15 protein-coding genes and 1 pseudogene are annotated in these 25,434 nt (G+C 68.5%); 10 read left to right on the top strand and 6 right to left on the bottom strand.

Features of this window, described 5'->3' with window-relative positions:
- Positions 1 to 19: 19 nt before the first annotated feature.
- From recC to ABB25_RS01240, 7 genes and pseudogenes are all read left to right on the top strand, one after another.
- On the top strand, positions 20 to 3,358 hold the full coding sequence (recC, locus tag ABB25_RS01270; RefSeq protein WP_057662587.1) for an exodeoxyribonuclease V subunit gamma: 3,339 nt from the start codon (positions 20 to 22) through the stop codon (positions 3,356 to 3,358).
- On the top strand, positions 3,358 to 7,002 hold the full coding sequence (gene recB / locus ABB25_RS01265; protein ID WP_057662585.1) for an exodeoxyribonuclease V subunit beta: 3,645 nt from the start codon (positions 3,358 to 3,360) through the stop codon (positions 7,000 to 7,002). Before recC ends, recB begins: the two co-directional genes overlap by 1 nt.
- A complete protein-coding gene (gene recD / locus ABB25_RS01260) occupies positions 6,999 to 8,861 on the top strand; it encodes an exodeoxyribonuclease V subunit alpha (protein ID WP_057662582.1) in 1,863 nt (620 codons plus the stop codon). Before recB ends, recD begins: the two co-directional genes overlap by 4 nt.
- Before the next feature lie 177 nt (positions 8,862 to 9,038).
- Positions 9,039 to 9,638, top strand: coding sequence for a GTP cyclohydrolase I FolE (gene folE, locus ABB25_RS01255; protein ID WP_057662581.1), 600 nt, complete (start codon positions 9,039 to 9,041; stop codon positions 9,636 to 9,638).
- A 46-nt stretch (positions 9,639 to 9,684) separates the two neighbouring features.
- Positions 9,685 to 11,154, top strand: coding sequence for a DUF3375 domain-containing protein (locus ABB25_RS01250; protein WP_057662578.1), 1,470 nt, complete (start codon positions 9,685 to 9,687; stop codon positions 11,152 to 11,154).
- The gene (locus ABB25_RS01245) at positions 11,141 to 11,836 is read left to right on the top strand and encodes a DUF4194 domain-containing protein (protein WP_057662575.1); all 696 of its coding nucleotides are present in this window, start codon (positions 11,141 to 11,143) and stop codon (positions 11,834 to 11,836) included. Before ABB25_RS01250 ends, ABB25_RS01245 begins: the two co-directional genes overlap by 14 nt.
- A 71-nt stretch (positions 11,837 to 11,907) precedes the next feature.
- Positions 11,908 to 15,277 (top strand): annotated as a pseudogene (locus tag ABB25_RS01240) (ATP-binding protein); the annotation flags it as partial.
- A gap of 644 nt (positions 15,278 to 15,921) precedes the next feature.
- On the opposite strand, the gene ABB25_RS01235 reads toward ABB25_RS01240, so the two are convergent.
- The 6 genes from ABB25_RS01235 to ABB25_RS01210 all read right to left on the bottom strand — a co-directional run bounded on the left by ABB25_RS01235 (position 15,922) and on the right by ABB25_RS01210 (position 22,471).
- The gene (locus tag ABB25_RS01235; protein ID WP_057662574.1) at positions 15,922 to 16,668 is read right to left on the bottom strand and encodes an SDR family NAD(P)-dependent oxidoreductase; all 747 of its coding nucleotides are present in this window, start codon (positions 16,666 to 16,668) and stop codon (positions 15,922 to 15,924) included.
- A 217-nt stretch (positions 16,669 to 16,885) separates the two neighbouring features.
- Positions 16,886 to 18,481, bottom strand: a complete 1,596-nt coding sequence (locus ABB25_RS01230; RefSeq protein WP_057662570.1) for an EAL domain-containing protein — start codon at positions 18,479 to 18,481, stop codon at positions 16,886 to 16,888.
- 10 nt (positions 18,482 to 18,491) lie between these two features.
- On the bottom strand, positions 18,492 to 19,274 hold the full coding sequence (locus tag ABB25_RS01225) for a sulfite exporter TauE/SafE family protein (RefSeq protein ID WP_057662567.1): 783 nt from the start codon (positions 19,272 to 19,274) through the stop codon (positions 18,492 to 18,494).
- Between the two features lie 73 nt (positions 19,275 to 19,347).
- Entirely contained in the window at positions 19,348 to 20,058 is a 711-nt protein-coding gene (locus ABB25_RS01220; protein ID WP_057662564.1) for an ABC transporter ATP-binding protein, read from the bottom strand.
- The gene (locus ABB25_RS01215) at positions 20,051 to 21,253 is read right to left on the bottom strand and encodes an ABC transporter permease (protein WP_057662560.1); all 1,203 of its coding nucleotides are present in this window, start codon (positions 21,251 to 21,253) and stop codon (positions 20,051 to 20,053) included. The genes ABB25_RS01220 and ABB25_RS01215 overlap by 8 nt, the downstream gene beginning before the upstream one ends.
- Positions 21,254 to 21,256: 3 nt before the next feature.
- Positions 21,257 to 22,471: an efflux RND transporter periplasmic adaptor subunit gene (locus ABB25_RS01210; protein ID WP_057662557.1), complete on the bottom strand. Its 1,215-nt coding sequence runs from the start codon at positions 22,469 to 22,471 to the stop codon at positions 21,257 to 21,259.
- Between the two features lie 95 nt (positions 22,472 to 22,566).
- Between ABB25_RS01210 and ABB25_RS01205 the strand changes: the two genes are divergently transcribed.
- From ABB25_RS01205 to ABB25_RS01195, 3 genes are all read left to right on the top strand, one after another.
- Positions 22,567 to 22,959, top strand: a complete 393-nt coding sequence (locus ABB25_RS01205) for a YchJ family metal-binding protein (protein ID WP_057662742.1) — start codon at positions 22,567 to 22,569, stop codon at positions 22,957 to 22,959.
- Positions 22,960 to 23,020: 61 nt separating this feature from the next.
- Positions 23,021 to 24,277, top strand: a complete 1,257-nt coding sequence (locus ABB25_RS01200; RefSeq protein WP_244477724.1) for a lytic murein transglycosylase — start codon at positions 23,021 to 23,023, stop codon at positions 24,275 to 24,277.
- A 10-nt stretch (positions 24,278 to 24,287) separates the two neighbouring features.
- On the top strand, positions 24,288 to 25,127 hold the full coding sequence (locus ABB25_RS01195) for a D-hexose-6-phosphate mutarotase (RefSeq protein WP_160319390.1): 840 nt from the start codon (positions 24,288 to 24,290) through the stop codon (positions 25,125 to 25,127).
- The last annotated feature ends 307 nt before the right edge of the window (positions 25,128 to 25,434 follow it).

Here is a 25,434-nt window from a genome sequence, read left to right as displayed (position 1 = left end):
GGCCACAAGGAACAGGCCCATGCTTGCCACCGACAGCGATTTCCGACTCTACGATTCCAATGCGCTGGACCTGCTGGCGCAGCTGCTGGCGGCGGAGCTGGCGCGCCCGGCAGCGGGGCAGTCGCCGCTGGAGCCGGAGCTGATCCTGATCCCGCAGGTGGCGATGCGGCGCTGGCTGCAGGCTACCCTGGCCGAGCAGTACGGGATCGCCGCCAACCTGGAATTCCTGACCCCCGGCGAGTTTGTCGCCCGCGCGCTGAAGGCCAATGTGCCCGGCGAGAAGGACGACCTGGATGCGGCCTCGCTGCAGTGGCAGCTGCATGCCGCGCTCGGCGATGCGGCGCTGATGGCGCAGCCGCCGATGCAGGCGCTGGCGGCCTACCTGGGCGATGGTGATGCGCTCAAGCGCTGGTCGCTGGCCGGTGAGCTGGGCTCGGTGTTTGAAAAATACCAGGCCTGGCGGCGTGACCTGCTGCTGCACTGGGAGCAGGGTGGCGATGGCGGCGATGCCCAGGCCGTGCTGTGGCGGCAGATCGCCGCTGGCCGCAACCACCGTGCCCGCCGCATCCAGGCCTACCTGGACGGTTTCGAGGGTGATGGCCAGCCGCTGCCGCAGGGGCTGCCGGTGCGCTTGTTTGCCTTCGCCATCCTCGGCATCTCGCCGGACGTGCTGCGGGTGCTGGCGACCCAGGCACGGGTGGGAACGCTGCACTTCTACCTGCCCACGCCCACCCGCGGTTACTGGGGCGACCTGCAGAGCGTGCGTGCGCGCCTGCGCCAGGGCGATATCGATCCGCTGATGGGGCTGGAAGGCGAAAGCCCCCTGCTCGCCTCCTGGGGCGCGGCCGGGCGCGACTTCATGGCCCTGCTCGGCAACTACGAAGTGGTGCACCCGTCGCTGGAAATCGATGCCTATGCCGACCCGCTGGAAAGTGGCAAGCCGCCGCTGGCTGGCGGTGGCCTCGGCGATACCCTGCTGCGCCGGCTGCAGGGCGACCTGTTCCATCGCCGCCCCCCGCCGCGCGAGCCGCAGGAGCGCCTGCCCGCCCTGCGGCTGGACGATCCCTCGCTGCAGCTGCATGCCTGCCATACCCGGCTGCGCGAGCTGCAGGTGCTGCATGACCAGCTGCGCGGCCTGCTCGAGGACCCGCGCTTCGATCCGCCGCTGCAGCCACGCGAGATCGCGGTGCTGTCGCCGGACATCGACCCCTATGTGCCCTATCTGGAAGCGGTGTTCGGTGGCCGTGGCAGTCAGGCCGGTGGCCTGCCCTGGGCGCTGGCCGATACCAGCCCGCTGGCCGGCGAGCCGCTGGCCGAGGTGTTCCTGCGCCTGCTGGCGCTGCCGGTCAGCCGTTTTGGCCTGGGCGAGGTGCTGGACCTGCTGGCCAGTGCGCCGCTGGCCGAGGTCAGTGGGCTGGACGCTGCTGACCTGGAGCGCGTGCGCGGCTGGCTGGACGAGGCCGGCGCGCGCTGGGGCCTGGATGCCGGTCACCGTGTGTGCCACCAGGCGCCGGCCGATGCCGCCTACACCTGGCAGTTCGCGCTGGACCGCCTGCTGCTGGGCCATGCCATCGGCGAGGACACCGATGTGGCCGGGGTGGCCAGCCTGCCGCTGCTGGAAGGCAGTGCGCTGGACGTGCTCGATGCGGTGCTGCGCCTGCTCACCGTGCTCGCGCACTACCAGCAGGCACTGGACCAGGAGCTGACCCCGGCGCAGTGGAGCGACCGCCTGCTGGCCCTGCTCGCCGCGGTGTTGCCGTCCACGCCGGCAGCACCGGCCGGGCAGCGTGCGCTGGACCGCCTGCGCAAGCTGATCGGCCAGTTCCGCGAACAGGCCCAGAAGGCCGGCTATGCCGATACTCTGCCGGCGGCGGTGGTCCGGGCCCACTTCAGCAACCAGCTGTCACAGGCCGATACCCGTGCACCGCTGCTGACCGGCGGCATCAGCTTCGGCCGCATGGTGCCGCTGCGCTTGCTGCCGTTCCGGGTGATCTGCGTGCTGGGCCTGAACGATGGCGATTTTCCGCGCCGCGATCCGGCCGCCGGCCTGAGCAAGCTGGTGGCCGACCTGCACAACGGCCAGCGTCGCTACGGTGACCGCTCGGTGCGCGAGGATGACCGGTTCCTGTTCCTGCAGTTGCTGGCCTCGGCCCAGGAGGTGTTTTACCTGAGCTGGATCGGCAGTGATGCCCGTGATGGCAGCGTGCGCGAACCGTCGGTGCTGGTGGATGAGCTGCTCGAAGCGGCCGCGGCCTGGCATGCCGATCCGGAGCAGGCAGGCAATGGCCTGGTCGTGCACCACACCCTGCAGCCGTTTGCAGCCGATGCCTTCGGCCAAGCCGGCGAGCCACGCCGTTTCAGCTTCCGGCAGCAGTGGCATGCTGCCGCCGCGCAACTGGGGCAGCCACGCAAGCGGCTGCCGTCGTGGGTCGATGCGCCGCTGCAGGCGGTACAGAAGCCGGAGGCCATCAGCCTGCCCGAACTGCGCCGCTTCTTTACCCAGCCGGCGCAGAGTTTCCTGGCGCAGCGGCTGGGCATCCGTCTGCCCGAGCCGGCGCAGGCGATGGAGGACATCGAGCCGCTGGACCTGGCCGGCCCCGGGCTGGAACGCCACCAGTTGCAGCAGCTGTTGCTGCAGGCCGCGCTGGATGACGACAGCGAGCAGCTCTACGAGCGCCTGCTGGCGCGGGGCAAGGTGCCCTCCGGTGCCTTCGGCCGTGCACAGCTCCAGGCCCAGGTACGTGATGTGCTGCCTTATGCCCAGCTCTGGCGTAACGGTGTGGACGAGGGCCTGCTCGAAACGGTGGAGTGCCAGGTGCAGATCGATGGCATCAGCGTGCATGGCCGGGTGGCCGACGTGCTGCCTGACCGCTTGCCGCGGCTGCGTATCGGCAAGCTCAATGCCGGCACCGTGGTGCGCAATGGTCTGGACTGGCTGCTGCTGTGCGCTGCCGGCCAGCCGCGTCAGCTGTGGCAGCTTTATCTGGACGATGAGGGCGATCTCGGGCCGCACCTGCGTCCGGCACTGGGCCAGCAACAGGCCAGGCAGGCGCTGGCCCGGCTGGTGGATTTCTACCTGGCCGGGATGCAGCAGCCGCTGGCTTACGCCCCGCGTACGGCGCTGGCGATCTTCCTGGCCGATGAGGAAAAGCGTGCCGAGAAGGCCTGGCAGAGCTGGAATGGCAGTGATTACAGCTACGCCGAGGCTGGCGAGGACAGCCACCAGCTGGTTTACCGCGGACGTGACCCACTGGCGGATGGACAACGCTGGAAGGCGTTTGAGCACACCGCGCTGAGTGTGATGTCGCTGCTGACCCTGGGGGATGTGCCAAGCCGGGAAGACGAGGAGAACGCCTGATGGAAAACCGCAACGTGCAGGCGCAGCCGAGCAACCGCGATCCGCTGGCTGTACCGCTGGATGGCGTGCAGCTGATCGAGGCCAGTGCCGGTACCGGCAAGACCTACACCCTGGCGACGCTGTTCACCCGGCTGGTGGTGGAACGCAACCTGCGCATTGGCCAGGTGCTGGCGGTGACCTTCACCGATGCGGCCACCCAGGAACTGCGCAAGCGCATCCGCGCGCGCCTGGCGCTGGCAGCGGCCCAGGTGAAGCACTGCCAGGAGCCGGATGCGGCGCCGGAAATCGCGCTGACCCGCACCATCCTGGCCGATCACCTGGCCCGCAGCGGCGAGGCGGCAGCGGCACTGGAAAAGCGCCTGCGCCTGGCCGCCGAGGAAACCGATCTGGCTGCAGTGTTCACCATCCATGGTTTCTGTGCCCGGGTGCTGAGCGAGTACGCGCTGGACAGCGGCCACCGCCTGGATGGCCCGGAGCTGGTCACCAACCTCAAGCCGCTGCATGCCGAGGTGGCCGCTGACCTGTGGCGGGTGCTGGCCCAGGATGCCGACCAGGTCGCGGTGCTGACCACGTTGTGGAAGAACCACGCACAACTGGCCGCCGACCTGCCGGCCCTGCTCGGCGAGGAGCCGCTGTTCCCGCAGCCGCTGCAGACCGGGCCGGAGGAAATCACCCTGGCCCAGGCGCAGCAGCGCCTGCACGACGCCGGCCCGCAGCTGCGGCAGGCCATTGCCAGCCATGGCGAGGATTTCCGCCAGGCCCTGCTGGCGGCGGTGGAGAACAAGTGGCTCAATGGCAACAGCTACAAGGCCGGCTGGATCCATGAGCTGTTCGAGCAGTTCCGCCACTGGGATGGCGAGGGCCCGCTGCACGAGAAGGCCGCCAACCTGCTGCCGGAAACGCTGCTCGGGCGCACCTCCAAGGCCGGCGCCGGCAAGACCCCGGCATCGCCCCTGCAGGCACCGCTGGCGCACTGGATGCAGGCCCGGCAATCGCTGGACAACGTGCTGCGTGCGCAGTCCATCCACCTGCTGCACAGCCTGCGCCAACAGGCCCGGCAACGTGTGCAACACCTCAAGTCGCAGCGTCGCCTGCAGACCTATGACGACCTGATCGAAGGCGTGGCGCGCGCGCTGGAAGGCCCACGTGGGGATGCGCTGGTGGCGCAGCTGCGCCAGCAGTACGCCATTGCCCTGGTCGATGAGTTCCAGGACACCGATCCGCGCCAGTGGGCGATCTTCCGCCGCGTCTTCGGCCACAGCGAACACGTACAGGCAGCGGGAAAAGCGCCGGCGCTGTTCCTGATCGGTGATCCCAAGCAGGCCATCTACGGTTTCCGTGGCGGTGACGTGCACACCTATCTGCAGGCCAAGACCCAGGCCAATGTGGCGCTGATGCTGGACCACAACTTCCGCTCGCGGCCCTGCGTACTGGCGGCCATCGATGCGCTGTACACCCAGGCCGGCAAGCACGGTTTCAGCCAGGAAGGCATCACCTTCGAGACCGTGCATGCCGGTCGCGCCGATGCCGATGCGGATTTCACCATCGATGGAGTGCCGGCCCCCGGGCTGGTGTTGCAACGGGTGGAATCGGATGGCGACAAACCGCTCAGTGCGGACCAGTCGCGCCAGCTGGCCACCGAACTGTGCGCCGATGCGATCGCGACCGTGCTCTGGCAGGGGCGGCAGGGCCAGGCCCTGATCAAGCAGCAGCCGGTCCAGGCCGGTGACATCGCCGTGCTGGTACGCAGCCACCGCGAGGCCACGCTGATCCAGCAAGCCCTGCAGCAGCGCGGGGTGGCGGCGGTGGCCGCCGGCAAGCAGAGCCTGTTTGCCAGCGAACAGGCCGGCGAGTTGCGGCTGTTGCTGCTGGCCTTGCTGCAGCCGGCCGACGAGGGCCGCATGCGCGCGCTGCTGGCCACGGTGCTGCTCGGCGCCAGTGCCGGTGAGATTGCCGCGCTGGAGGTCAATGGCGATCTCCAGCGTGAGCACCAGAACCGGCTGCAGTTGTGGCGCGAACGCCTGCAGCGCGGCGGCCCCTATGCGCTGATTGCCGACCTGTGTGCCGAACGGGCGCAGCGCCTGTTGGCCATCGACGATGGCGAGCGGCGCATGACCAACTACCTGCAGCTGGGCGAACTGCTGCAGGAAGCCGCGCGCAAGGTGCTGGGCCTGGCCGGCCTGCTGGACTGGCTGGAACAGGCCATCGCCCTGGCCGACAGCAATGACGAGGCCCAGCTGCTGCGGCTGGAATCGGACGCGCGCCGGGTGCAGATCCTGACCCTGCACAAGAGCAAGGGCCTGGAATACCCGCTGGTGTTCCTGCCGTTTGTCGGCATTGGCAGCAGCAGCGGCAGCCGTGACCGGCACACCGTGGTGCAGGTGGACAGGCAGCGCCAGCGGCACTGGAAACTGGACAAGGAGGATCCGGCCTGGAAGCAGGTGATGGCCCTGCGCAAGGCCGAGGACCATGCCGAAACCGCGCGCCTGCTGTATGTCGGCCTGACCCGCGCGGTGCACCAGCTGTGGCTGGCCCATGGCAACCTGGCCGGTGCATCGTCCACCACGCTGCACGCCATGCTCGATGGCCTGGGCGGGCATGAAGCGATCCAGCTCCTGCCCTGGCAGGCCGAACGTGAGCCGGTGCCAGCGTTGCCGGTGCAGGCGCAGCAGGCAGTGGCGCCGGTGCGCACGATCACCCGCCCGTTGGCGGTGGACTGGTGGGTCTACAGCTTCACCCAGCTGGCGCATGCCGAACGCGGCAATGATCCTTCCAGCGCGGCGACCGAGGCGCCCGCCGCGGCCGAGGACGAACCGGCCGACAGCCCGGCCCCGGAGCTGGGCAGCGAGCCGCCCGTCGAGCGGGTGGCCTTTGACCGCCGTTTTTCCGGCAGCCGTTTCGGCAATGCCCTGCACCTGGCACTGGAAAACAGCGACTTTGCCGCCTGGCAGGGCTGGCGCGGCGGCCAGCCGGCCCCGGCCGGCAGCGAGGAGCCGTTGCTCAAGGCGCTCCGCGGGGAAGGCTACCCGGACCAGGACCTGGCCGATGGCCTGGCCGTGCTGGCCGAACTGGTCGGCCAGACCCTGACCCAGCCACTGCCCGAGGGCGTGCGCCTGTGCGAACTGCCGGCTAGCCAGCGGCGGGCGGAAATCGAGTTCCACTTCGCCCTGCAACCCACCCACAGCCAGCAACTGCTGGCCCTGCTGCATGCCCACGGCGTGGCCGCTGCACGCCACGGCTTTGGCCTGCGCCGCCAGCTGGAAGGCCTGATGACCGGCAAGATCGACCTGACCTATACCCACAACGGCCAGTGGTTCGTGCTGGACTACAAGTCCAACCGCCTGCAGCGCTATGACGCCGCCGCGCTGGAGGCGGCGATGGCCAGCAGCGAGTACGACCTGCAGGCGCTGCTGTATACCGTGGCCCTGCACCGCTGGCTGCGCTTCCGCCTGGGCAGTGCTTACGACTACGAACGTGACTTTGGTGGCATCCGCTACCTGTTCGCGCGCGGCCTGGATGCGGCTGATCCGCAGTGTCCCGGCCTGCATGCCCGCTGCTTCCCGGCCGAACTGGTGCACGGGCTGGATGTGCTGTTTGCCGGTGGACAGCAGGCGCATGCGCGGCTGCTGGGAGGTGTGGCATGAACCTGTGGCAAGCGCTGCAGCAACACCCGGCGTTGCGGACGGTGGACCTGGCCCTGGGCCACAGCCTGCAGCGGCTGGACCCGGCCATTGATCCGCTGGTGCTGGCCGCCGCGGTACTGGCGGCCCATGCCGTCACCCAGGGCCATGCCGGCCTGCGGCTGGACCAGGCCGCCCGCCTGTTGCCTGAAGCGGCCTCGGCGGAGGAGGGCGCGGCCGCCGTGCCACTGCCCTGGCCGGCGCTGGCGCAGTGGACGCAGGCCTTGCAGGCCTCCCCCTGGGTGTACCGGGAGGGTGCCCTGTTGCAGGCCGCACCGGCCCCGGCGGTGCTGGTGCTGGAGGCCGGCCTGGTCTATCTGCGCCGTTACCGCGAATTCGAGCGCCGCCTGGCCGTGGGCCTGCAGCGCATCGGCAGCCAGCCGGTGGAAACTGGCCAGCTGGCGGCCATCGCCCCGGTGTTTGCCAGCCTGTTCCCGCAGGCAGCCGGCGATCATCAGGCCCAGGCCGCAGCGATGGCCCTGCGTCATCCACTGATGCTGGTCACCGGTGGCCCGGGCACCGGCAAGACCACCACGATTGCGCGGCTGCTGGTGCTGTTGGCCGCCCAGGCCCGTGCCGCCGGCCAGCCGGCCCCGCGCATCGGCCTGGCCGCACCGACCGGGCGTGCGGCCGAACGCATGGCCGAAAGCCTGCGCCTGGCGGCGCAGAAGATGCTGGCCGCCGGGGTGGATCCGGCACTGCTGGCCGCGCTGCCGGCCCATGCCTCGACCGTGCACCGGCTGCTCGGGGTGATCCCGGATTCGCCCGAATTCCGCCACCACGCCGACAACCCGCTGGCGCTGGAGGTGCTGGTGGTGGACGAGGCCTCGATGATGGGCCTGTCCCTGATGACCCGGCTGGTGGAAGCGGTGGCCAGCGGCACGCGGCTGGTCCTGCTCGGCGATCCGGACCAGCTGCCCTCGGTGGAGGCTGGCGACGTGCTGGCGGCGCTGCTGCGTGCCAGTGGCGATGGCAGCCGCATCGAGCCTGACGATGCCACCGCGTTGCAGCCGTTGCTCGGCACGCTGCCAGCAGTGCCGCGGCAGGCACCGGCCAGCGGTTTTGCCGGCCGTCGCGTGCAGCTGCAGCGCGGCTGGCGCCAGAGCCAGGCGCTGGATCTGGCGCCGCTGGCCGCGGCCTGCCGCCAGGGCGACGCGGCCGCGGCGCTGGCGCTGCTGCGTGGCGGTGCGCTGGCCGGGGTGCACTGGCACCAGGACCAGGGCGACACCCTGGCCATCGGCCGCAAGGCGCTGCTGGCCCATGCCCACCGCCTGCGCGATGCGGCCGACCCGGCCCAGGCGCTGGCGCTGGCCAATGAACTGCGCGTGCTCACCGCCGTGCGCGAAGGCCCGCAGGGCGCGGCCACCCTGAATACCCGCATCGAGGCCTTGCTGCGCGGTGGCCGTGACGGTTCGCCGTGGTTCCAGGGCCGGTTGCTGCTGATCACCGAGAACAGCTACCGCCACCGCCTGTTCAACGGCGATGTCGGGGTGTGCTTTGCCGATGCACACGGCAAGTTGCTGGCCTGGTTCCCCGGTGAGGCCGAGGGCGCCCCGCGTGCCTTCCATCCGGCGGCGCTGCCGGCCCATGACAGCGCCTTTGCGATGACCGTGCACAAGGCCCAGGGCTCCGAATACGGCCAGGTCTGGCTGCAGCTGCCGCTGCGCGAGAACCGCGTGCTCAGCCGCGAGCTGGTCTACACCGGCCTGACCCGTGCCCGCGACAGCCTGCACCTGGCCGGCAGCGCCCAGGTGCTGGAGTTGGCCCTGGCCCGCCAGGCCGCGCGCTGGAGCGGGCTGGAGGCGCGGCTGCAGGCCGGGTGAAAACGCCCGCCATTGCCGGCCCGTGCGTGGCCTGCGCAACCGGCTGCCGGACGGTCTGGCCTTGCCCAGCGGAGGTTTGCCCAAGCCCTTGATGGGCAAAGGCTTGCCTGCCCGGAACATGCCTTGCCGGCCCCCGGCTGGTAGCATGTGGACCCCGTATTACAGGCGCAGTGCACCATGGCCGATTCCGACAAGTCCCCCGTCACCCAGGCGCAGGCCGAAGAGGCCGTCCGCACCTTGTTGCTGTGGGCTGGCGAAGATCCCACCCGCGAGGGTCTGCTCGATACCCCGCGTCGGGTAGCCAAGGCCTATGGCGACTGGTTCAGCGGTTATGACATCGATCCGCGCGAGTACCTGCAGCGTACCTTCGAAGAAGTTGCCGGCTACGACGAGATGATCGTGCTGCGTGACATCGAGTACGAAAGCCATTGCGAGCACCACATGGCGCCGATCATCGGCAAGGTCCATGTCGGCTACATCCCCAATGGCAAGGTGGTGGGCATTTCCAAGCTGGCGCGGGTGGTGGAGGCCTATGCCCGCCGCTTCCAGGTGCAGGAAAAGATGACCGCGCAGATCGCCACCTGCATCCAGGACGTGCTGCAGCCGCTGGGCGTGGCGGTGGTGGTGGAAGGCGCCCACGAGTGCATGACCACCCGTGGCGTGCACAAGCGCGGCGTCAGCATGGTGACCTCGCGCATGCTCGGCAGCTTCCACGACGATGCCCGCACCCGTGCCGAGTTCCTGCAGTTCGTGCAGTCCGGCAGCGGCCGCCGCTGAGCCAGCGTCAGGCCATCCATCACAGGCCCGGGGACCGACCGAACCGATGAAGTACCGCGACCGAATCGCCACTTACCAGCGCCTGCGCGAGCAGCCGCTATGGAAGTTGCTGGCTGCCGACCGCGCGCCGGTGCTGGTGGGTCTGCTGCAGGGCCTGTTGATGGAGAACGACCGCCGCCTCGGCGCGGCGGTGCTGCACGAGCGGCTGCAGAACCAGCTCGATGCGCTCAATGCCGAGCAGCTGGAGATGGAGCTTCCGCGCACCGCCCAGGCCTATGTCGCCTACTGGCTGGCGCAGGGCTGGCTGGAGCGGCGCCTGCCCGAAGGCGCCAGCGAGGAAGAATACGAACTTTCGCGCCAGGCCCTGCAGGCCATCCGTTTCATCGCCGGGATCGGCCAGAGTGCGGCCGTGGCCACCGAAAGCCGGCTGTCGCTGGTGATGCAGCAGGTGGCGCAGCTGGCCCAGCAGACCGAGGTCAACCCGGAAGCGCGGCTGGCCGTACTGCAGGCCGAACGGGCGCGCATCGATGCCGAGATTGCCGAGGTCAGCTCCGGCAAGGTGGCCGCGCTGGACGGCAAGCGTGCGCTGGAGCGCACCCGCGACCTGATCCGCCTGGCCGATGAACTGGCCGAGGATTTCCGTCGCGTCCGCGATGACTTCGAGCAGCTCAACCGCCGTTTCCGCGAGAGCATCATCGACGCCGAGGGCGCCCGTGGCGATGTGCTGGACAAGCTGTTCAACGGCATCGACGTGATTGGCGAATCCGAGGCCGGGCGGACCTTCCAGGCGTTCTGGGACCTGCTCAACGACCCGCTGCGCAGTGGCCAGCTCGACGAGGCGCTGGAGCAGGTGCTCAGCCGCAACTACACCCGCAAGCTCGGCCGTGGCGAGCGCAACTTCCTGCGCAACTTCACCGCGACCCTGCTCGACCGCGGTGGCCAGGTCCACGATGTGATGCAGAACTTCGCGCGCAGCCTGCGCGGTTTCGTGCAGAGCCGTGGCTTCCTGGAACAGCGCCGCCTGAACCAGCTGCTCAAGCAGGCGCAGAGCCAGGCCCTGGGCCTGCGCGATGGCCTGCGTCCGACCGCCGCCACCGGCTATGTGCTGCCGCTGTCGGCCAGCCGCCTGCGCTCGATCGGGCAGTGGAAGCTGCATGACCCGTCAACCCACCAGGTGGATTCGACGATCTGGTGGTCCGATGGCGCCGAGATTTCGCTGGACAGCGTTGGCGACCTGGTCGCGCAGTCGGAAATCGACATCCGTTCGCTCAAGGATGACCTGTATTTCCTGCTCGGCCAGAGCCCGCGCCTGAGCCTGAGCCAGGTGCTGGAGCAGCGCCCGGCACGCCAGGGCCTGGGCAGCGTGATTGGCTATCTTTCCATCGCCACCCGCTACGGCGTGGTTGCCGCCGAACAACATGAAACCGTGCAGTGGACCGGCGGCGATGGCCAGGTGCGCCGCGCGCGGGTGCCGCAGGTCTGGTTTGTAAAGGAAAAACGCGATGAACTGGTCTGATTCGACCCTGCATGACCACGATGCCAGCCCGGACCCGGTGCCCGACAGCAAGGCCGCCGTGCCGGCCAATGGCCCGTTGTTCCTCGGCGACAGCGGCGAGCTGGGCTATGACGCCCGCCGCGCGGCCTGCCAGCTGCTGGCCGGGCCCAGTGTCGATGCCCAGCGCCAGCCGGCGCAGTGGGCGGCGCTGCTGCGCAACGAGGCGGCGATCCGTTCGCTGCTGTGCGACCTGTTCCTGGAGCTGGTGATGGACCGCGACGCCGGCTTTGCCTTCGTGCGCCAGGCCGACACCGGCGAGCTGGAGGCTCCCAGCCTGCTACGCACCGCGCCGCTGACCTTCATCGAATCGGTGCTGCTGCTGTTTTTGCGCCAGCAGCTGGCCGATGCCGACACCCGTGGCGAGCGTGCGGTGGTGGAGGAGCTGCAGATGGTCGAGGCGATGAGCGTCTACCAGAAGAACGTCTCCACCGACCAGGCCGGTTTTGCCAAGCGGGTGGCCGCGGCGATCGGCAAGATGCGCGAAAACCAGTTGCTCTCGCGCCTGCGCGGCAGCGAGGACCGTTACGAAGTGTCACCGGCGCTCAAGCACCTGTTCTCGGCCGAGGATGTGGCCGTGCTCGGCGAGACCTACCGCCAGCTGCGTGAAGGCGGTACCCCGGTCGATGACCTGCTCGGCGAGTGAATGCAGCGCGCCTGCTCCTGCCTGATTACCCCGGCCGGCGTCACTGACGCCTGTGCCCAAGGACACCGTTGATGGACAACACCACCCACACCCTGCTGCCCGCCGCTGCGCTGTTCCATGACCCGCTCACCGATGCGCGCGCCAACCAGTTCCGGATGCGCCGGCTGCAGGTCTACAACTGGGGCACGTTCTCCGGCCTGACCGATGTGCCGATTGCCGAGCGCGGCTTCCTGTTCGTCGGCCGTTCCGGCTCGGGCAAGTCGACCCTGCTGGACGCGATGAGCGCGCTGCTGACCCCGCCGAGCATCGTCGATTTCAACGCCGCCGCGCGCGAAGCCGAGCGTTCCGGACGTGACCGCAACCTGGTCTCCTACGTGCGCGGTGCCTGGGCCGACCAGCAGGACAGCGCTTCGGGCGAGATCGCCACCCAGTACCTGCGCAAGGGCGCGACCTGGACCGCGCTGGTGCTGTCCTACGAAAGTGCCCGTGGCGATGTGGTTTCCATCGTCCGCCTGTTCTGGATCAACGGCACCGGCACTGCCGCGGCCGACGTGCGCAAGCACTACATGGTGGTGCCGCGCCGGTTTGACATCGCCACCGAGATGGACGGCTTCGACCTGGACCTGCGCAAGCTGCGCCTGCGGCTGGGCGAGGACGTGGCCCACTTCGACAGTTTCTCCGGCTATGCCGAGCGTTTCCGCCATTTGCTGGGCATCGGCAATGACATGGCGCTGCGGCTGCTGCACAAGACCCAGTCGGCCAAGAACCTGGGCGATCTGAACGGTTTCCTGCGCGGGTTCATGCTCGATGAGCCACGCACCTTCGAGGCCGCCGACCGCCTGGTCGAGGACTTTGCCGAGCTCGACGGCGCCCACCATGCGGTGGTGACTGCCCGCCGCCAGGTCGAGACCCTGAGCCCGGCGCGCGAACTGCATGCCTCGCTGCAGGAGCTGCGCCGCAGTGTCGCCGACCTGCGCGCGCTGCAGGACAGCGTGGATGGTTTCCGCGAGGAAAAGCGCCTGGCGCTGATCAATGAGCGGCTCAAGGATGTCGAGGTCCAGGACCGCGGCCTGCAGGGCGAGGAAGGCACCCGCCGCCAGGCGGTGGATAACCACGAGCAGAAGCTGGTCGAGCTGGAACGCCAGCAGCGCGAGCAGGGCGGCGAGCGGGTCGATGAGCTCGAGCGCGAGCGCGCCCGGATCGAGCGTGAGGTCGAGGACCGCCTGCGCCGGCGCAAGCAGCTGGAAGGTGCCTGCCGGCATCTGGACATCAGCCTGGCCGAGGACGCGACCCGCTTTGCCGAGCAGGTCGAGGCGGCGCGCCAGCTGCTGGCCGGGGGCGGGCAGGGCGCCGGCTCGGTGGATGAAGCCATCGCCGAGCGGATGAGCGAACGCCGTGCCGATGAAAAGCGTTTCAACGAGTTGCGCGCCGAGCTGGATTCGCTCAAGGCCGCGCCCAGTTCGATCCCGGCACCGCTGCAGAACCTGCGTGCGCGGCTGGCCGAGGACACCGGCATCGCCGAGACGTTGCTGCCGTTTGTCGGCGAACTGCTGCAGGTGCACGATGACCAGCTGGCCTGGCGCGGCGCGATCGAACGCGTGCTGCACGGTTTTGCACAGTCGCTGCTGGTGGATGAAAAGCACCACGCCCAGGTCGCCGACTGGGTCAACCGCACCCACCTGGGCACCAAGCTGGTCTATTTCCGGGTGCGCGACAACGAGCTGCTGCATGCCCAGCAGCCCGATGCGCGCTCGCTGATCAACAAGCTCAAGATCCGCGACCACGCCTACGCCGACTGGGTTTACAACGAACTGCTGCGCCGCTTCGACTACACCTGCGTCGACAGCGCCGCCCAGCTGCGCCACCAGGACCGCGGCCTGACCCGCGAGGGCCAGATCAAGCATCCGGGCGACCGTTACGAAAAGGATGACCGCCACGCGGTCAACGACCGCCGGCTGTGGATGCTGGGCCATGACAACCGCGACAAGCGCCGGATCTACGAGCGCGAGGCCCAGGAGCTGGCCGCGCGCATCGCCGCCTGCGATGCCGATGTCGATGCGCTGCGCCGCCAGCGCCAGAGTGCCCAGCAACAGCAGCTGGCCGCGCACACCCTGGCCGAGCGCGAATGGGACGAGATCGATGTCAGTGGCCGTCTGCAGCGCATCGATGACATCAACGAGCAGCTGGTGGCCCTGCGCGAGGGCGACAGCGCGCTGGCGAAGATCGCCGAACAGATCAACATTGCCCGCGGCCTGCGCGACCAGGCCCGCCGCACCTATGAAGACGTGCGCCTGGAGCGCGCCCAGCTGGGCCGCGAACGCGTGCGCCTGGAACAGCAGCGCGAGCAGTGCCAGCTCAAGCTGGAGCAGGAAGGCGTGGATGAAAGCCAGCGGCCGCTGCTGGATGAGCGCCTGGCGGTGTTGCCGGGCCTGAACCTGGACAGTGTGGAAAGCCATTTCCGGGTGATCGAGCGCGCGCTGGCCGACGAGCTGGCCAACAGCCAGGGCCGCGATGCCAGGCTGGCCGGGCAGGTGCTGGACTGCTTCCGCCGCTTCGTCCAGCAGTGGCCCGAAGACAGCGCCGACTTCACCGTGTCGCTGGCCAGTGCCGAGGATTTCCTGGCCCGTCTGGACCGGCTGGAGAGCGATGGCCTGCCGCGCCACGAAGGCCGCTTCTTCGAGCTGCTGCAGACCCAGAGCAAGAACAACCTGCTGGCCCTGCAGCGCCACACCGCCGAGGCGCACAAGGCGATCAAGCAGCGCATGGACGAGGTCAACGCCTCGCTGGAGCAGGTGCCGTTCAACCGCGGCACCATCCTGACCATCGAAGTGCATGACCGCAAACTGCCCGAGGTGGCCGATTTCCAGCTGCAGCTGCGCGCGGTGCTGAGCCACCAGCAGACCGAGGACCGCTCGCTGGCCGAGTCGCAGTTCACCATCCTGCGTGACCTGGTGCGCCGCCTCGGCGCCCAGGAACCGGAGCTGCGCCGCTGGCGCGAGCAGGTGCTGGACGTGCGCCAGCATGTGGAGTTCATCGGTGTCGAACTCGATGCCGCCACCCGCGAGCAGGTGGAAATCTACCGCTCCGGCGCCGGCAAGTCCGGTGGCCAGCGCCAGAAGCTGGCCACCACCTGCCTGGCCGCGGCGCTGCGCTACCAGCTCGGCGGCGAGGATGGCGAACTGCCGCGCTATGCGGCGGTGGTGCTGGACGAGGCCTTCGACAAGGCCGACAACGAGTTCACCGCGCTGGCGATGAACATCTTCGAGAACTTCGGCTTCCAGATGGTGGTGGCCACCCCGCTGAAGTCGGTGATGACGCTGGAGCCGTTCATTGGTGGTGCCTGCTTTGTCGAGATCTCCGGCCGCCACGATTCGGGCGTGCTGCTGATCGAATATGACGAGGAACACGCCCGCCTGAAGCTGCCCGAGCGCGCCGGTGGCAGCAGTGCCCTGCGTGCGCTGCGCAGCCCGGCAGCGGCAGCGGTGCAAGCGGAGGTGGAGACGTTGCCGGTGATTGACTTGCCGGCAACGGCGGCTGCGGAGATCCAGGCCGATGCCGTGGCGGAAGTGGTTCCGGCCACCGGGCCGGCCAGTGCTACGGACACGTCCAGCGCACCGGTTGGCAAGGCCGCCCGCAAGCCAGCCAGAAAGTCAGTCAGCAAGACCGCCAGCAAAACCAGCAGCAAGGCGACCGGCAAGGTGGCTGAAAAGGCTGCCAGCAAATCGGCCGGCAAATCGGCAAGCAAGGCAAGCAAAAAGACCGCCCAGAAGGCCGCGACCCGGACGGACAGCTAGCAGCCGTCCATCGCCCCAGTGACCACGCCGGGGCGGTACTGAGTACGCCGCTGTATGCGGGCCCCACCGTCGCTGACGGCAGTGGGGCCTTGCCCATTGCGCGGCGATGTCGGTCGACGCTGCACCGGCGCTGGCCGGGCCCGGTTGTCAGCGCTGGCCAGGCCGCAGGCGGTTGCCGCATGCCTGCCGCTGAGCGACGGCGTGGCGGCGCCAACCTGGCACCGCTCTGGATTTTCCGCTGCGCGAAAAGGCCGGCCAGCGGCAGCTGGCTTGTGGCCTGCCCGGCACCGCTCAGCGGGCGCTGAAACCCCCATCGACCAGGTGGTAGCTGCCGTTGATGAAGCTGGCCTGCTCCGAGAGCAGGAAGCAGGTCAGCGCGGCCACCTCCTCCGGTTTGCCGAGGCGGCCGGCCGGATGCAGGCCGACCAGGGCCGCATATTCGTCCGGTTTGATCGAGGAAAGCAGCGGAGTTTCAATGAAACCCGGGCCGACCGCGTTGATGCGGATGCCCTGGCTGGCGTATTCCAGCGCAGCGCTCTTGGTCATGCCCACCAGCGCATGTTTGGCCGCCACATAGGCGGCCGATCCGACCCAGCCGTTGCTGCCCAGGATCGAGGCCATGTTGACGATGGCGCCACTGCCCTGGGCCTGCATCGCGTTGAGCTGGTATTTCATGCAGTAGAAGACTCCGTGCAGGTTCACCGCCAGCACGCGGTGCCACTCATCCAGCGGATATTCGCCGGTTTCCAGGCTGGCGCCACCGATACCGGCATTGTTCACCGCCATGTCCAGGCGGCCGTGGTGCTGGATGATCTGCTGGATGCAGGCGGCGACCGCGTCCGGGTCGGTGACATCCAGCATCACCGCCTGGACGTTGCCGCCCAGCGACAGGGCCACCGCTTGCGCGCCGGGCAGGTTCACATCGGCAGCGATGACCTGGTGGCCTTCTTCGGCCAATTGACGACAGATTGCCGCACCGATACCGGAGGAGGCGCCGGTGACCAGGGCGACGCGGGGGGAGGCAGGACAGGCAGGCATGGCTACAGAAAGACAACGTGGGGGAGGCCAGCATCGCCGCCCTGCACGCAGCAGCGTTGATCTGGATCAAGCGTGTCGCCGGCGACCCTTTCAATGGCTTATGGCGGGATGGAAAATCCTTTTTTTTCAATGGTTTGAAGCTTTGTTGCGACTGGATTTCACAGCCGTCCAATAGGGATAATCAATCACCCTGTGGCGCTGCCGGGCCGGCCCGGGCTCAGGACTGCGCCGGGCCCTGGACCCTTTCCAGCAGCTGCGCCATCGGCATCGGGGCACCGAAATAGTAGCCCTGGGCCAGAGCGACGCCCTGCCGGCGGAAGTTTTCCGCCTGTTCGGCCGTTTCGATGCCCTCGGCCAGCGCGCTTACCCCCAGCGACTTGCTCAGGGTGACGATGTGCTCGGCGATCGGTCCGATGATCGAATCGGTGCCTGCCGCACTGACGAAGCTTTTGTCGATCTTCAGGATGTCGAACGGGTAGGTGGCCAGGTACGACAGCGAGCAGTAGCCGGTGCCGAAATCATCGATGGCCACGCTGATGCCATTGGCGCGCAGTTGCCGGATCACCGGCAGGGCGCGTTCGGCCTCGGCCAGGCTGCTTTCGGTCAGCTCTGCGATCAGCTGCGAAGGTTGCAGCCGCAGGCGCTGGCGCAGCTCGACCAGGCGCTGGACGATGGCAAAGGTGTTCAGCTCGTGTGCCGAGACATTCACGCTGATATGGAAGTCCGGCACGCGCTGCAGCAGCGCCGGCAGCTCGCGGGCAATGATCTGGCAGGCGCAGTCGCTGATCCTGTCGCTGAGCTGCAGCTGCTCGGCCAGCGGGATGAACACATCCGGCCCCAGCGTGCTGCCGTCCTGCTGGCGCCAGCGCATCAGCGCCTCGGCGCCGATGCACTGCCCGCTCTGCAGGTCCACCACCGGCTGGTACAGCAGGAACATCTGGCCGCTGTGCAGTGCGCGCTCCAGTACCCGCCGCGAGGAGCTCTGCCGTGGGTAGACCAGCAGGGTGAGGATCGCACCGGCCAGGCCGATCAGCAGCGCCTGTGACCACAGGTAATGGCTGCCGTTGGCGATCTGTGCCTGCAGGCTGGCAGCGCTGCGGCTGGCCAGGATGACGGTCTGGCCGCTGGTGGAGAGCCGGCGCACCAGCAGGTCACCACTTTGCCGATCCTGCAGGCGTTGTTCGCGGCTGCCCGGCGGCATCCGCTGCAGCCATGGTGCCGGAATCTGGCCAACGGTCAGCGAGGTCGGGAATGGTGGGCTGTTCTCGTAGACGGCCACGCGGACATCCCCGCCGAAGAACCGTGAGAACTGTTCATCCGGGTCGAGCATCACTCCCAGCTGCTGGCGCTCCAGCAAGGTATAGGGGCCGCCCTGCGGGGCCTGCTGCAGCTGCAGGCGGTACCACAGGCGGGTTCCGTCACTGCGTTGGCTGTGATGGGCCGGCAGCAGCGTGTTGTCGCCCAGCGAGGGCAGGCTGGCACAGGTGAGGCGGTTGTCTTCTATACGGAAGGCCGCTTCGGCACTGGGGGTGCGCAGCTGGAAGGCCTGCAGTCTGTCCTGTAGCTCTTTCGGGCAACCCGGGGGGCTGGCTGGCAGGTCCAGCTCGCTGGCCAGTGCCGACAGCGCCTGATGTACCGTTGCCGTCATCCGGGTGGCGGCGGCCGTCGCGTCGGACAGGTGGGCAAACTGCTCGTCAATGACCCGGGTCCGGACCTGGTTGAGCAGCAGGGGATAGACGAGCAGGCCGATCAGCAGCCCGGCCAGGCCAGCAACGGTCAGCGGTACGCGACGTTTGAACGCTAGCTGGGGCATCGCAGTGGGCTCAGGCCAAGGACTGCAGCGTATCCCAACCCATGCGTACGATCAGTACACAGACCAGACCCAGGAACAGACGGCGGATCAACCCGCTGCCTCCGCGCATGGCCAGCCAGCTGCCGGTCACCGCACCGGCGACATTGGCCACCGCCATGGGCGCCGCGATCGCCAGCAGCACCTGGCCGGCGGGCACGAACCAGCACAGCGCGGCGACATTGGTGGCCAGGTTGACGATCTTGGCGCTGGCCGAAGCGCCGAGGAAATCCAGGCCGAAGAAACGGATGAACAGGAAAATCAGGAAGCTGCCGGTGCCGGGGCCGAAGAAGCCGTCGTAGAAGCCGATCGCCCCGCCCAGCGCGACGGCGATGGCCAGTTGCCGGCGGCCAACCACGGTGGGCCGCTGCAGCGCACCGAAGTCCTTCTTGAGCAGGGTGTAGGCCAGGATGGCGATCAACAGCAGCAGGACCAGCGGGCGTACCGCCTCGCGAGGCAGCAGGCTGACCGCGCTGGCGCCGCCGAACGAGCAGGCGAACGCGGCCGTTGCCGCCAGCAGTACTGGCCGCCACGGGATGGTGATGCGCCGTGCATAGCGCCAGGCCGCGGTTGCGGTGCCGAACATCGAGGTGAACTTGTTGCTGCCCAGCAGCAGGGCCGGGTGCTGCTGGGGCAGGGCGGTAAACAGGCCGGGCAGCTGGATCAGGCCGCCGCCGCCCACCGCGGCATCGATGCCGCCGGCCAGGAAGGCAATCACCAGCAACCAAGGCAATTCAGGCGGCAGCAGTTCCAGCACGGCAGCGGTCAGGGCAATGAGGGTGGTGCAGCATACGCATGCAGGCGCGCTTGTGCCGCCCTTGGATCAATGCCTACAGGCGGCGGTCATCGCTGATGCGGCCATCGGTCAGGGTGATCTGGCGGTCGCATTGCCGGGCCAGCTGCGCATCATGGGTGACCAGCAGCACCGCACAGCCAAATTCCCGGTTGAAGCGGCGGAACAGCTTGAACACCTCCGCCGCGCTCTGGCTGTCCAGGTTGCCGGTAGGCTCGTCGGCCAGCAGCAGGGACGGGCGGGTGATCAGGGCGCGGGCGACGGCCACCCGTTGTTGCTGGCCGCCGGAGAGCTGGTCGGGCCGGCGCTCGCTGAGCTTGCCCAGCCCCACCGCTTCGAGCAGGCCACGGGCCTGGTCGACGTCCTCGGCGCTGGGCTTGCCGCGGGCGACCATCCGCGGCATCAGCACGTTCTCCAGCGCGCTGAAGGCCGGGATCAGGTGGTGGAACTGGAACACAAAGCCGATATCGCGGCCGCGCAGCGCGGTGCGGCCGGCATCGTCCATCGTCGAGGTGGCCTGGCCGAGCAGCAGCAGCTCGCCGGAGGTCGGGGTATCGAGCAGGCCGAGCAGGTTGAGCAGGGTGCTCTTGCCCGAGCCGGACTGGCCGATCAGCGCGGCAAAGTCGCCCCGCTGCAGCTCCAGGTCAATCCCGTGCAGCACTTCGATCTCGGTCGGCTTGCCGAGGTTGTAGGACTTGCGCAGGTCCTGCAGCTGCAGCACCTGGCCATCGGCACGCGGCTCAGCCATGGGCGATCGCCTGGACCGGATCCATCGCCGCGGCCCGGCGTGCCGGCAGCATCGCCGCCAGCATCCCGGTCAGCGTTGCCAGCAGGGTGGCCATCAACAGCAGCGTGGCCGACACCGGGGCCTCGAACAGGCCCGGACCAAACCGGTTGAAGGCCCACAACATCGCATAGCCGGCCGAGCAGCCCACCACCGAGCCGGCCAGGCCGTACAGCGCGCCCTGGATCAGGAACACCCGTCGCATCTGCTGGCGGGTGGTGCCCATTGCGCGCAGGATGCCGATCTGCCCGGTGCGCTGGACCACGCTGACCGAGAGCACGCTGGCGATGCCGAAGGCCACCGAGACGGCGACAAAGAAGCTGATCATGTTGGTGGACTGGCTCTGGGCGTTGAGCGCGTTGGTGAGCTGGGCATTGCTGACCATCCAGCTTTCGCTGCGCTGGCCGCTGAGCCGGCCCAGGCGTTCGGCGATGCCATCGGCGGCGAACAGGTCATCCACCCGCAGGTCGATCGTGGTCACACCGCCGGGCAGGCCGAGCAGGGCCTGGGCCTGGTGCAGGTCCATGTACACGTAGCGGGCATCGAGCTCGCCGACCCCGAGCTCGAAAATGCCGGCGATGGTGACCAGGGTTTCGTTATCGCGGCCGGTATCCAGGCGCAGGGTGTCGCCACGGCTGGCACCGAGGTCGCGCGCCAGCTCACTGCCGATCACCACCTCGCCGGCCGCCACCCGCCATTGGCCATCACGCATGTTTTTGTCCACCGGCACGATGCGCAGGTAGCGCTCCGGGTCCATCCCGATCAGGGCCACCGATTCCAGCGCATCGCCCCGGCGGACGAAGGCCGGGCCGGAAATCAACGGCGAGACGGCGGTGATGTCGGCCTCCCGGTCCAGGCTGTCGCGCAGCTGCTGCCAGTTGTTGATCGAGCGCAACGGCTGCGGCCGTGGGGTTTCCAGCAACAGGGTGGCGGTGCCCGCCGTTGCCGGCAGGATGTGGTTGCGCTGCAACGGGGCCTGCAGCTTGATGTGCGCCTGGCTGCCCAGGGTGCGCTCGATCAGGTTGGCCTGCAGCCCGCCAATCAGCGCCGACAGGAACACGATCACCGCCACGCCGATGGCGATGCCGCCCAGGATCAGCAGCGACTGGCTGCGCCCTTCGCGCAGGAAGCGGGTCGCCAGGGTCCACTCAATCCACATGGTTCAGTCCGTAGCGGCCGGCAGGTCGCCATCGGCCGCGGCAATGAGGCTGGCGCGAACCCGTTGCCCGGCCTGCAGGCTGTCGCTGGCATCGACCACCACCACCTGCCCCGCCTGCAGGCCGCTGACCACCTCGCTGGCGGTGGTGCCGCGCAGGCCCAGGGTGACGGCCACCGGTTGCAGCCTGCCGTCCTCGATGACCCAGACCTGACGCTGGTTGTCACCGCGGGCAGTGCGGATGGCGGTATTGGGCACCACCAGTGCGGCTTCCTTGCGTGCGGTCAGGATGTTGACCGAGACCGTCAGGTCCTGGCGCAGGAACGCCGGCACCGGGTCGACCAGCAGCCGCACCTCCACCGAGCCGCGGCTGCTGTCCACCGACGGGGCGATATAGGTCACGCTGGCCGGAAAAGGATGTTGCGGCCAGGCATCGGCAACGGCCTGTGCCGGTTGCCCCAACGCCAGTACCTGCAGGTTCTTTTCATCCACCGGCACGCGCAGCTCGGTAGGGCCATCACTGGCGATTTCCAGCAATACGCTGCCCGGCTGCACCACATCGCCGGGTTCGACCGAACGGGTCAGCACGGTGCCGGCGACCCGGGCGCGCACCTGGGCCTTGTCCAGCATCGCCTGGGCGGCGGCGACGGCGGCGTATGCCTCGGCCAGTTCCGCACCGCCCGGATCCAGTGCCTGCAGTGCGCTGCGTGCCTGTTCGGCGGCGGCGCGGGCACTGACCAAGGCCTGGCGTGCCTGCTCGGCATCCTCGCGCGAGACCAGCTGGCGCTGTGCCAGTGCGCTGCGCCGTCCGGCCTCACGCTCGGCCTGGGCCAGGTTGGCCTCGGCCTGGCGCAGCTGCGCCTGTGCCTGGGGACGCCGCGCCTGCTGCAGTGCCGCCAGCCGGGCGCGTGCCTGCTCCAGGTTGGCGGCCAGCTCATCGGCCTGGATGACGACCAGCACGTCACCGGCGTTGACCCGGTCACCTTCGGCAACCAGACGCTGGCGTACCACCCCGGCCACCTCGCTGCCGACGCTGACCCGCGAAACATTCGCCACCCGGCCGGTGGCCACCAGCCGCTGCTCCAGCGGCTGGGTCTGCACCGTGGTGGCTGCCAATCGCGGGCCGCTGCACTGGCTGAGCAATACCGCCACCACGCACAGGCCAAGGATCAACAGACCGGCGGTTCTGGCATGCCGGCCAAGGCGCTGGGAAATAGTCATGGCGCAAGCATAACGGACAGGTGGCGTGCTTTTGCCAGCCCTGCCGTGTGCCGGCAGCAGCTGCAATGTGGCTGCCGCTGGTCGACAATACGTGGATGAAAAAGCCGATTTCCACGCCCTGTCCCTGTGGACGCGGCGTCAGCTATGAGCAGTGTTGTGGGCCGCTGCACCAGGGCCAGCCCGCGGTCGATGCCGAAGCATTGATGCGCTCACGCTACAGCGCCTATGTCCTGGGCAATGTCGCCTACCTGCGCAGCAGCTGGCACCCGGATACGCGCCCGGCCGATCTTTCGCTGCAGGAGCCGGCCGGTCAACGCACGCAGTGGTTGGGCCTGAGCATCCAGCAGCACCGGGTGACTGGGCAGGACACTGCCGAGGTGGTATTCGTGGCGCGTTATCGCATCGGCGGTGGCAGCGCCGTCCGGATGCAGGAGCACTCGCGTTTTGTCCGCATCGGTGAGCACTGGTACTACCTGGATGCGCTGTAGCCAGGCTTCCCGCCTGCCGGCACTGGGTATGATCAAACCCGGCAGCAGGCAAGGGTGCAACATGATCGACAGGATGTGGAAACCGGTACGTGGCGTGGTGCTGGCACTGGGCTTGACCCTGCCGGTCCTGGCGGGCGCGCAAACGCCGGCCGCCGGCCAGGGTGATCCGACGTTTGAACGCTGCCTGCAGGCCATCGCGCTGAGCGCGCGTGAGCAGGGGATTGGCGCCGAGCAGCTGGCTCCGCTGCTGGCCGGGCTGAGCCCGGATCGCAGCGTGCTGGCTCTGCTGGACCGGCAACCGGAGTTCACCACACCGGTCTGGGATTATCTGGCCGCGTTGGTCGATACCCAGCGCATTGACGATGGCCGGCAGCGCCTGGCCGAACATGCCGGGCTGCTGCAGTCCGTGGAAGCGGCTTATGGCGTGTCCGCCGCAACGGTGGTTGCGGTGTGGGGCGTGGAAAGTGATTACGGCCGCGTGTTTGGCCAGCGTCCGTTGCTGCAGTCGCTGGCAACCCTGGCTTGCGAAGGCCGGCGGCAGGCTTTCTTCCGCAGCGAGCTGCTGGCCCTGCTGCGCCTGTTGGCCGCCGGTGATCTCTCCGCCGAGGGCCTGACCGGCTCCTGGGCCGGGGCGTTTGGCCATACCCAGTTCATGCCCAGCACCTATGCCCGGATAGCGGTGGATGGCGATGGCGACGGCCGCCGCGATCTGGTTGCCTCCATCCCCGATGCCTTGGCCTCCACTGCCAACTACCTCAAGCGTTCCGGCTGGCGCAGCGGCCAGCCCTGGGGGGTGGAGATCCGCTTGCCGGCCGGCTTTGATCAGCGCCTGGCCGGGCGGAGCAAGCGCCAGCCGTTGTCACAATGGCGCGCGCTGGGGCTGCGTCTGCACGACGGTGGGCCATTGCAGGTGGCCGGTATTGCCGATACGGACCGTGCGGCGGTGATCCTGCCGGCCGGGCGCACGGGTCCGGCGCTGCTGGTGTTCCGCAACTACGATGCGATCTATTCCTACAACGCCGCCGAGAGCTACGCCCTGGCCATCGCCACCCTGGCCGACCAGTTGCAGGGCCTGTCCGGTTTCAGCACGCCCTGGCCAACCGATGACCCGGGGCTGGACCGCGCCCAGCGGCGCGCGCTGCAACAGCTGCTGCTTGCGCGCGGCCATGCCATTGGCCAGGCCGACGGCATGATCGGCAGTGCGACCCGGCGTGCTATCCAGCTTGAACAGCAGCGGCTGGGCTGGAGCACGACTGATGGCCGTGCCGGCCGGAAAATCCTGGCGGCCCTGCAGGCCGAAGCCGGCGGGGGCAACTGAGCCGATGCGGATGGAGCAGACACAATGGCGAGGCATTGCGGTCTGGGAGCTGCAAAGCGCCGACGCCCTGGCACGCATCAGTTGCTTTGGCGGCCAGTTGCTGAGCTGGCAGCCGGCCGGGGCGTCGGAAGTTTTCTGGTGCAGCCCGCAGCTGCAGCCGCCGCGTCCCCTGCGGGGTGGAGTGCCATTGTGCTGGCCGTGGTTTGGCAAGCATCCGCATGACCCGCAGGCGCCGGCGCATGGTCTGGCCCGCACCGCGGCCTGGCAACTGGACCGGGTGCAGTTGCTTGAGGATGGCCGGATGCATCTGCGCCTGTCACCGCTTGCCTCCCTGCATCCGGGCCTGGCGGTCGAACAGCAGCTCTGGATAGGCCGACATCTTGAGCAGGCAATCACTTCGCATAATGTCGGAAGTCAGGTCGAGCCGCTCAGCCAGGCACTGCACAGCTATTTCCAGGTTGCCGATATCACGGCAGTTCGCCTGCTCGGTGTCGATGGCCATCGCTACAGTGATGCCCTGGCCGATGGGCGCCTGGAGCTGCAGCAGGGAGACTGGCAGTTCGACCACCAGCAGCATGGCGGGCGCTGCGACCGCATCTATCTGGATGTAGCCGGGCCGGTGATCCTGGCTGACTGCGTGCAAGGGCGGCGGCTGCAGTTGCAGGCACAGGGTGGGCGGGCATTGGTGCTGTGGACGCCGGGCCCGGAACTGGGCCAGCAGATCAGTGATGTCGGTAGTGGCTGGCAGCACTATGTATGCATCGAGGTGGCCAATGCCGGCACCGATACCCGTCAGTTGCTGCCAGGGCAAAGCCATACGCTGCAGCAGAGCATCCACCTGCTGGATTGAATTGCCGCCTGCTCACTGTCGTTCCCGGGGGAGGAGATGGTGGCAGGCGGTAGCGCGCTGTCCTGCCGCCCCCGGTGGTGGATGCCATCCAGCGCTGAACGACGCTGCGAGTGTGCGCAAGTTGGCGCCAGTGTCATAAATCTGAAAAACCCTTGACCTTGGGCAGATTTGGTCTAATATTCACTCCACGCCGCGCAGGCAGCCACTGGCGCCAGCAACGCGGTCAACAAGCCTAAAAACTTGTTGACAGCAAAAAAAAATCCGCCATAATGGGCGGCTCGCTACGGCGAAAGTCACCGCGAAACGG

This window comes from Stenotrophomonas koreensis (assembly GCF_001431525.1).
In the GTDB taxonomy this organism is placed as follows: domain Bacteria; phylum Pseudomonadota; class Gammaproteobacteria; order Xanthomonadales; family Xanthomonadaceae; genus Stenotrophomonas; species Stenotrophomonas koreensis.
Note: the sequence above shows the minus strand (reverse complement) of the source record. Positions and strands in the feature narration are given on the sequence as shown.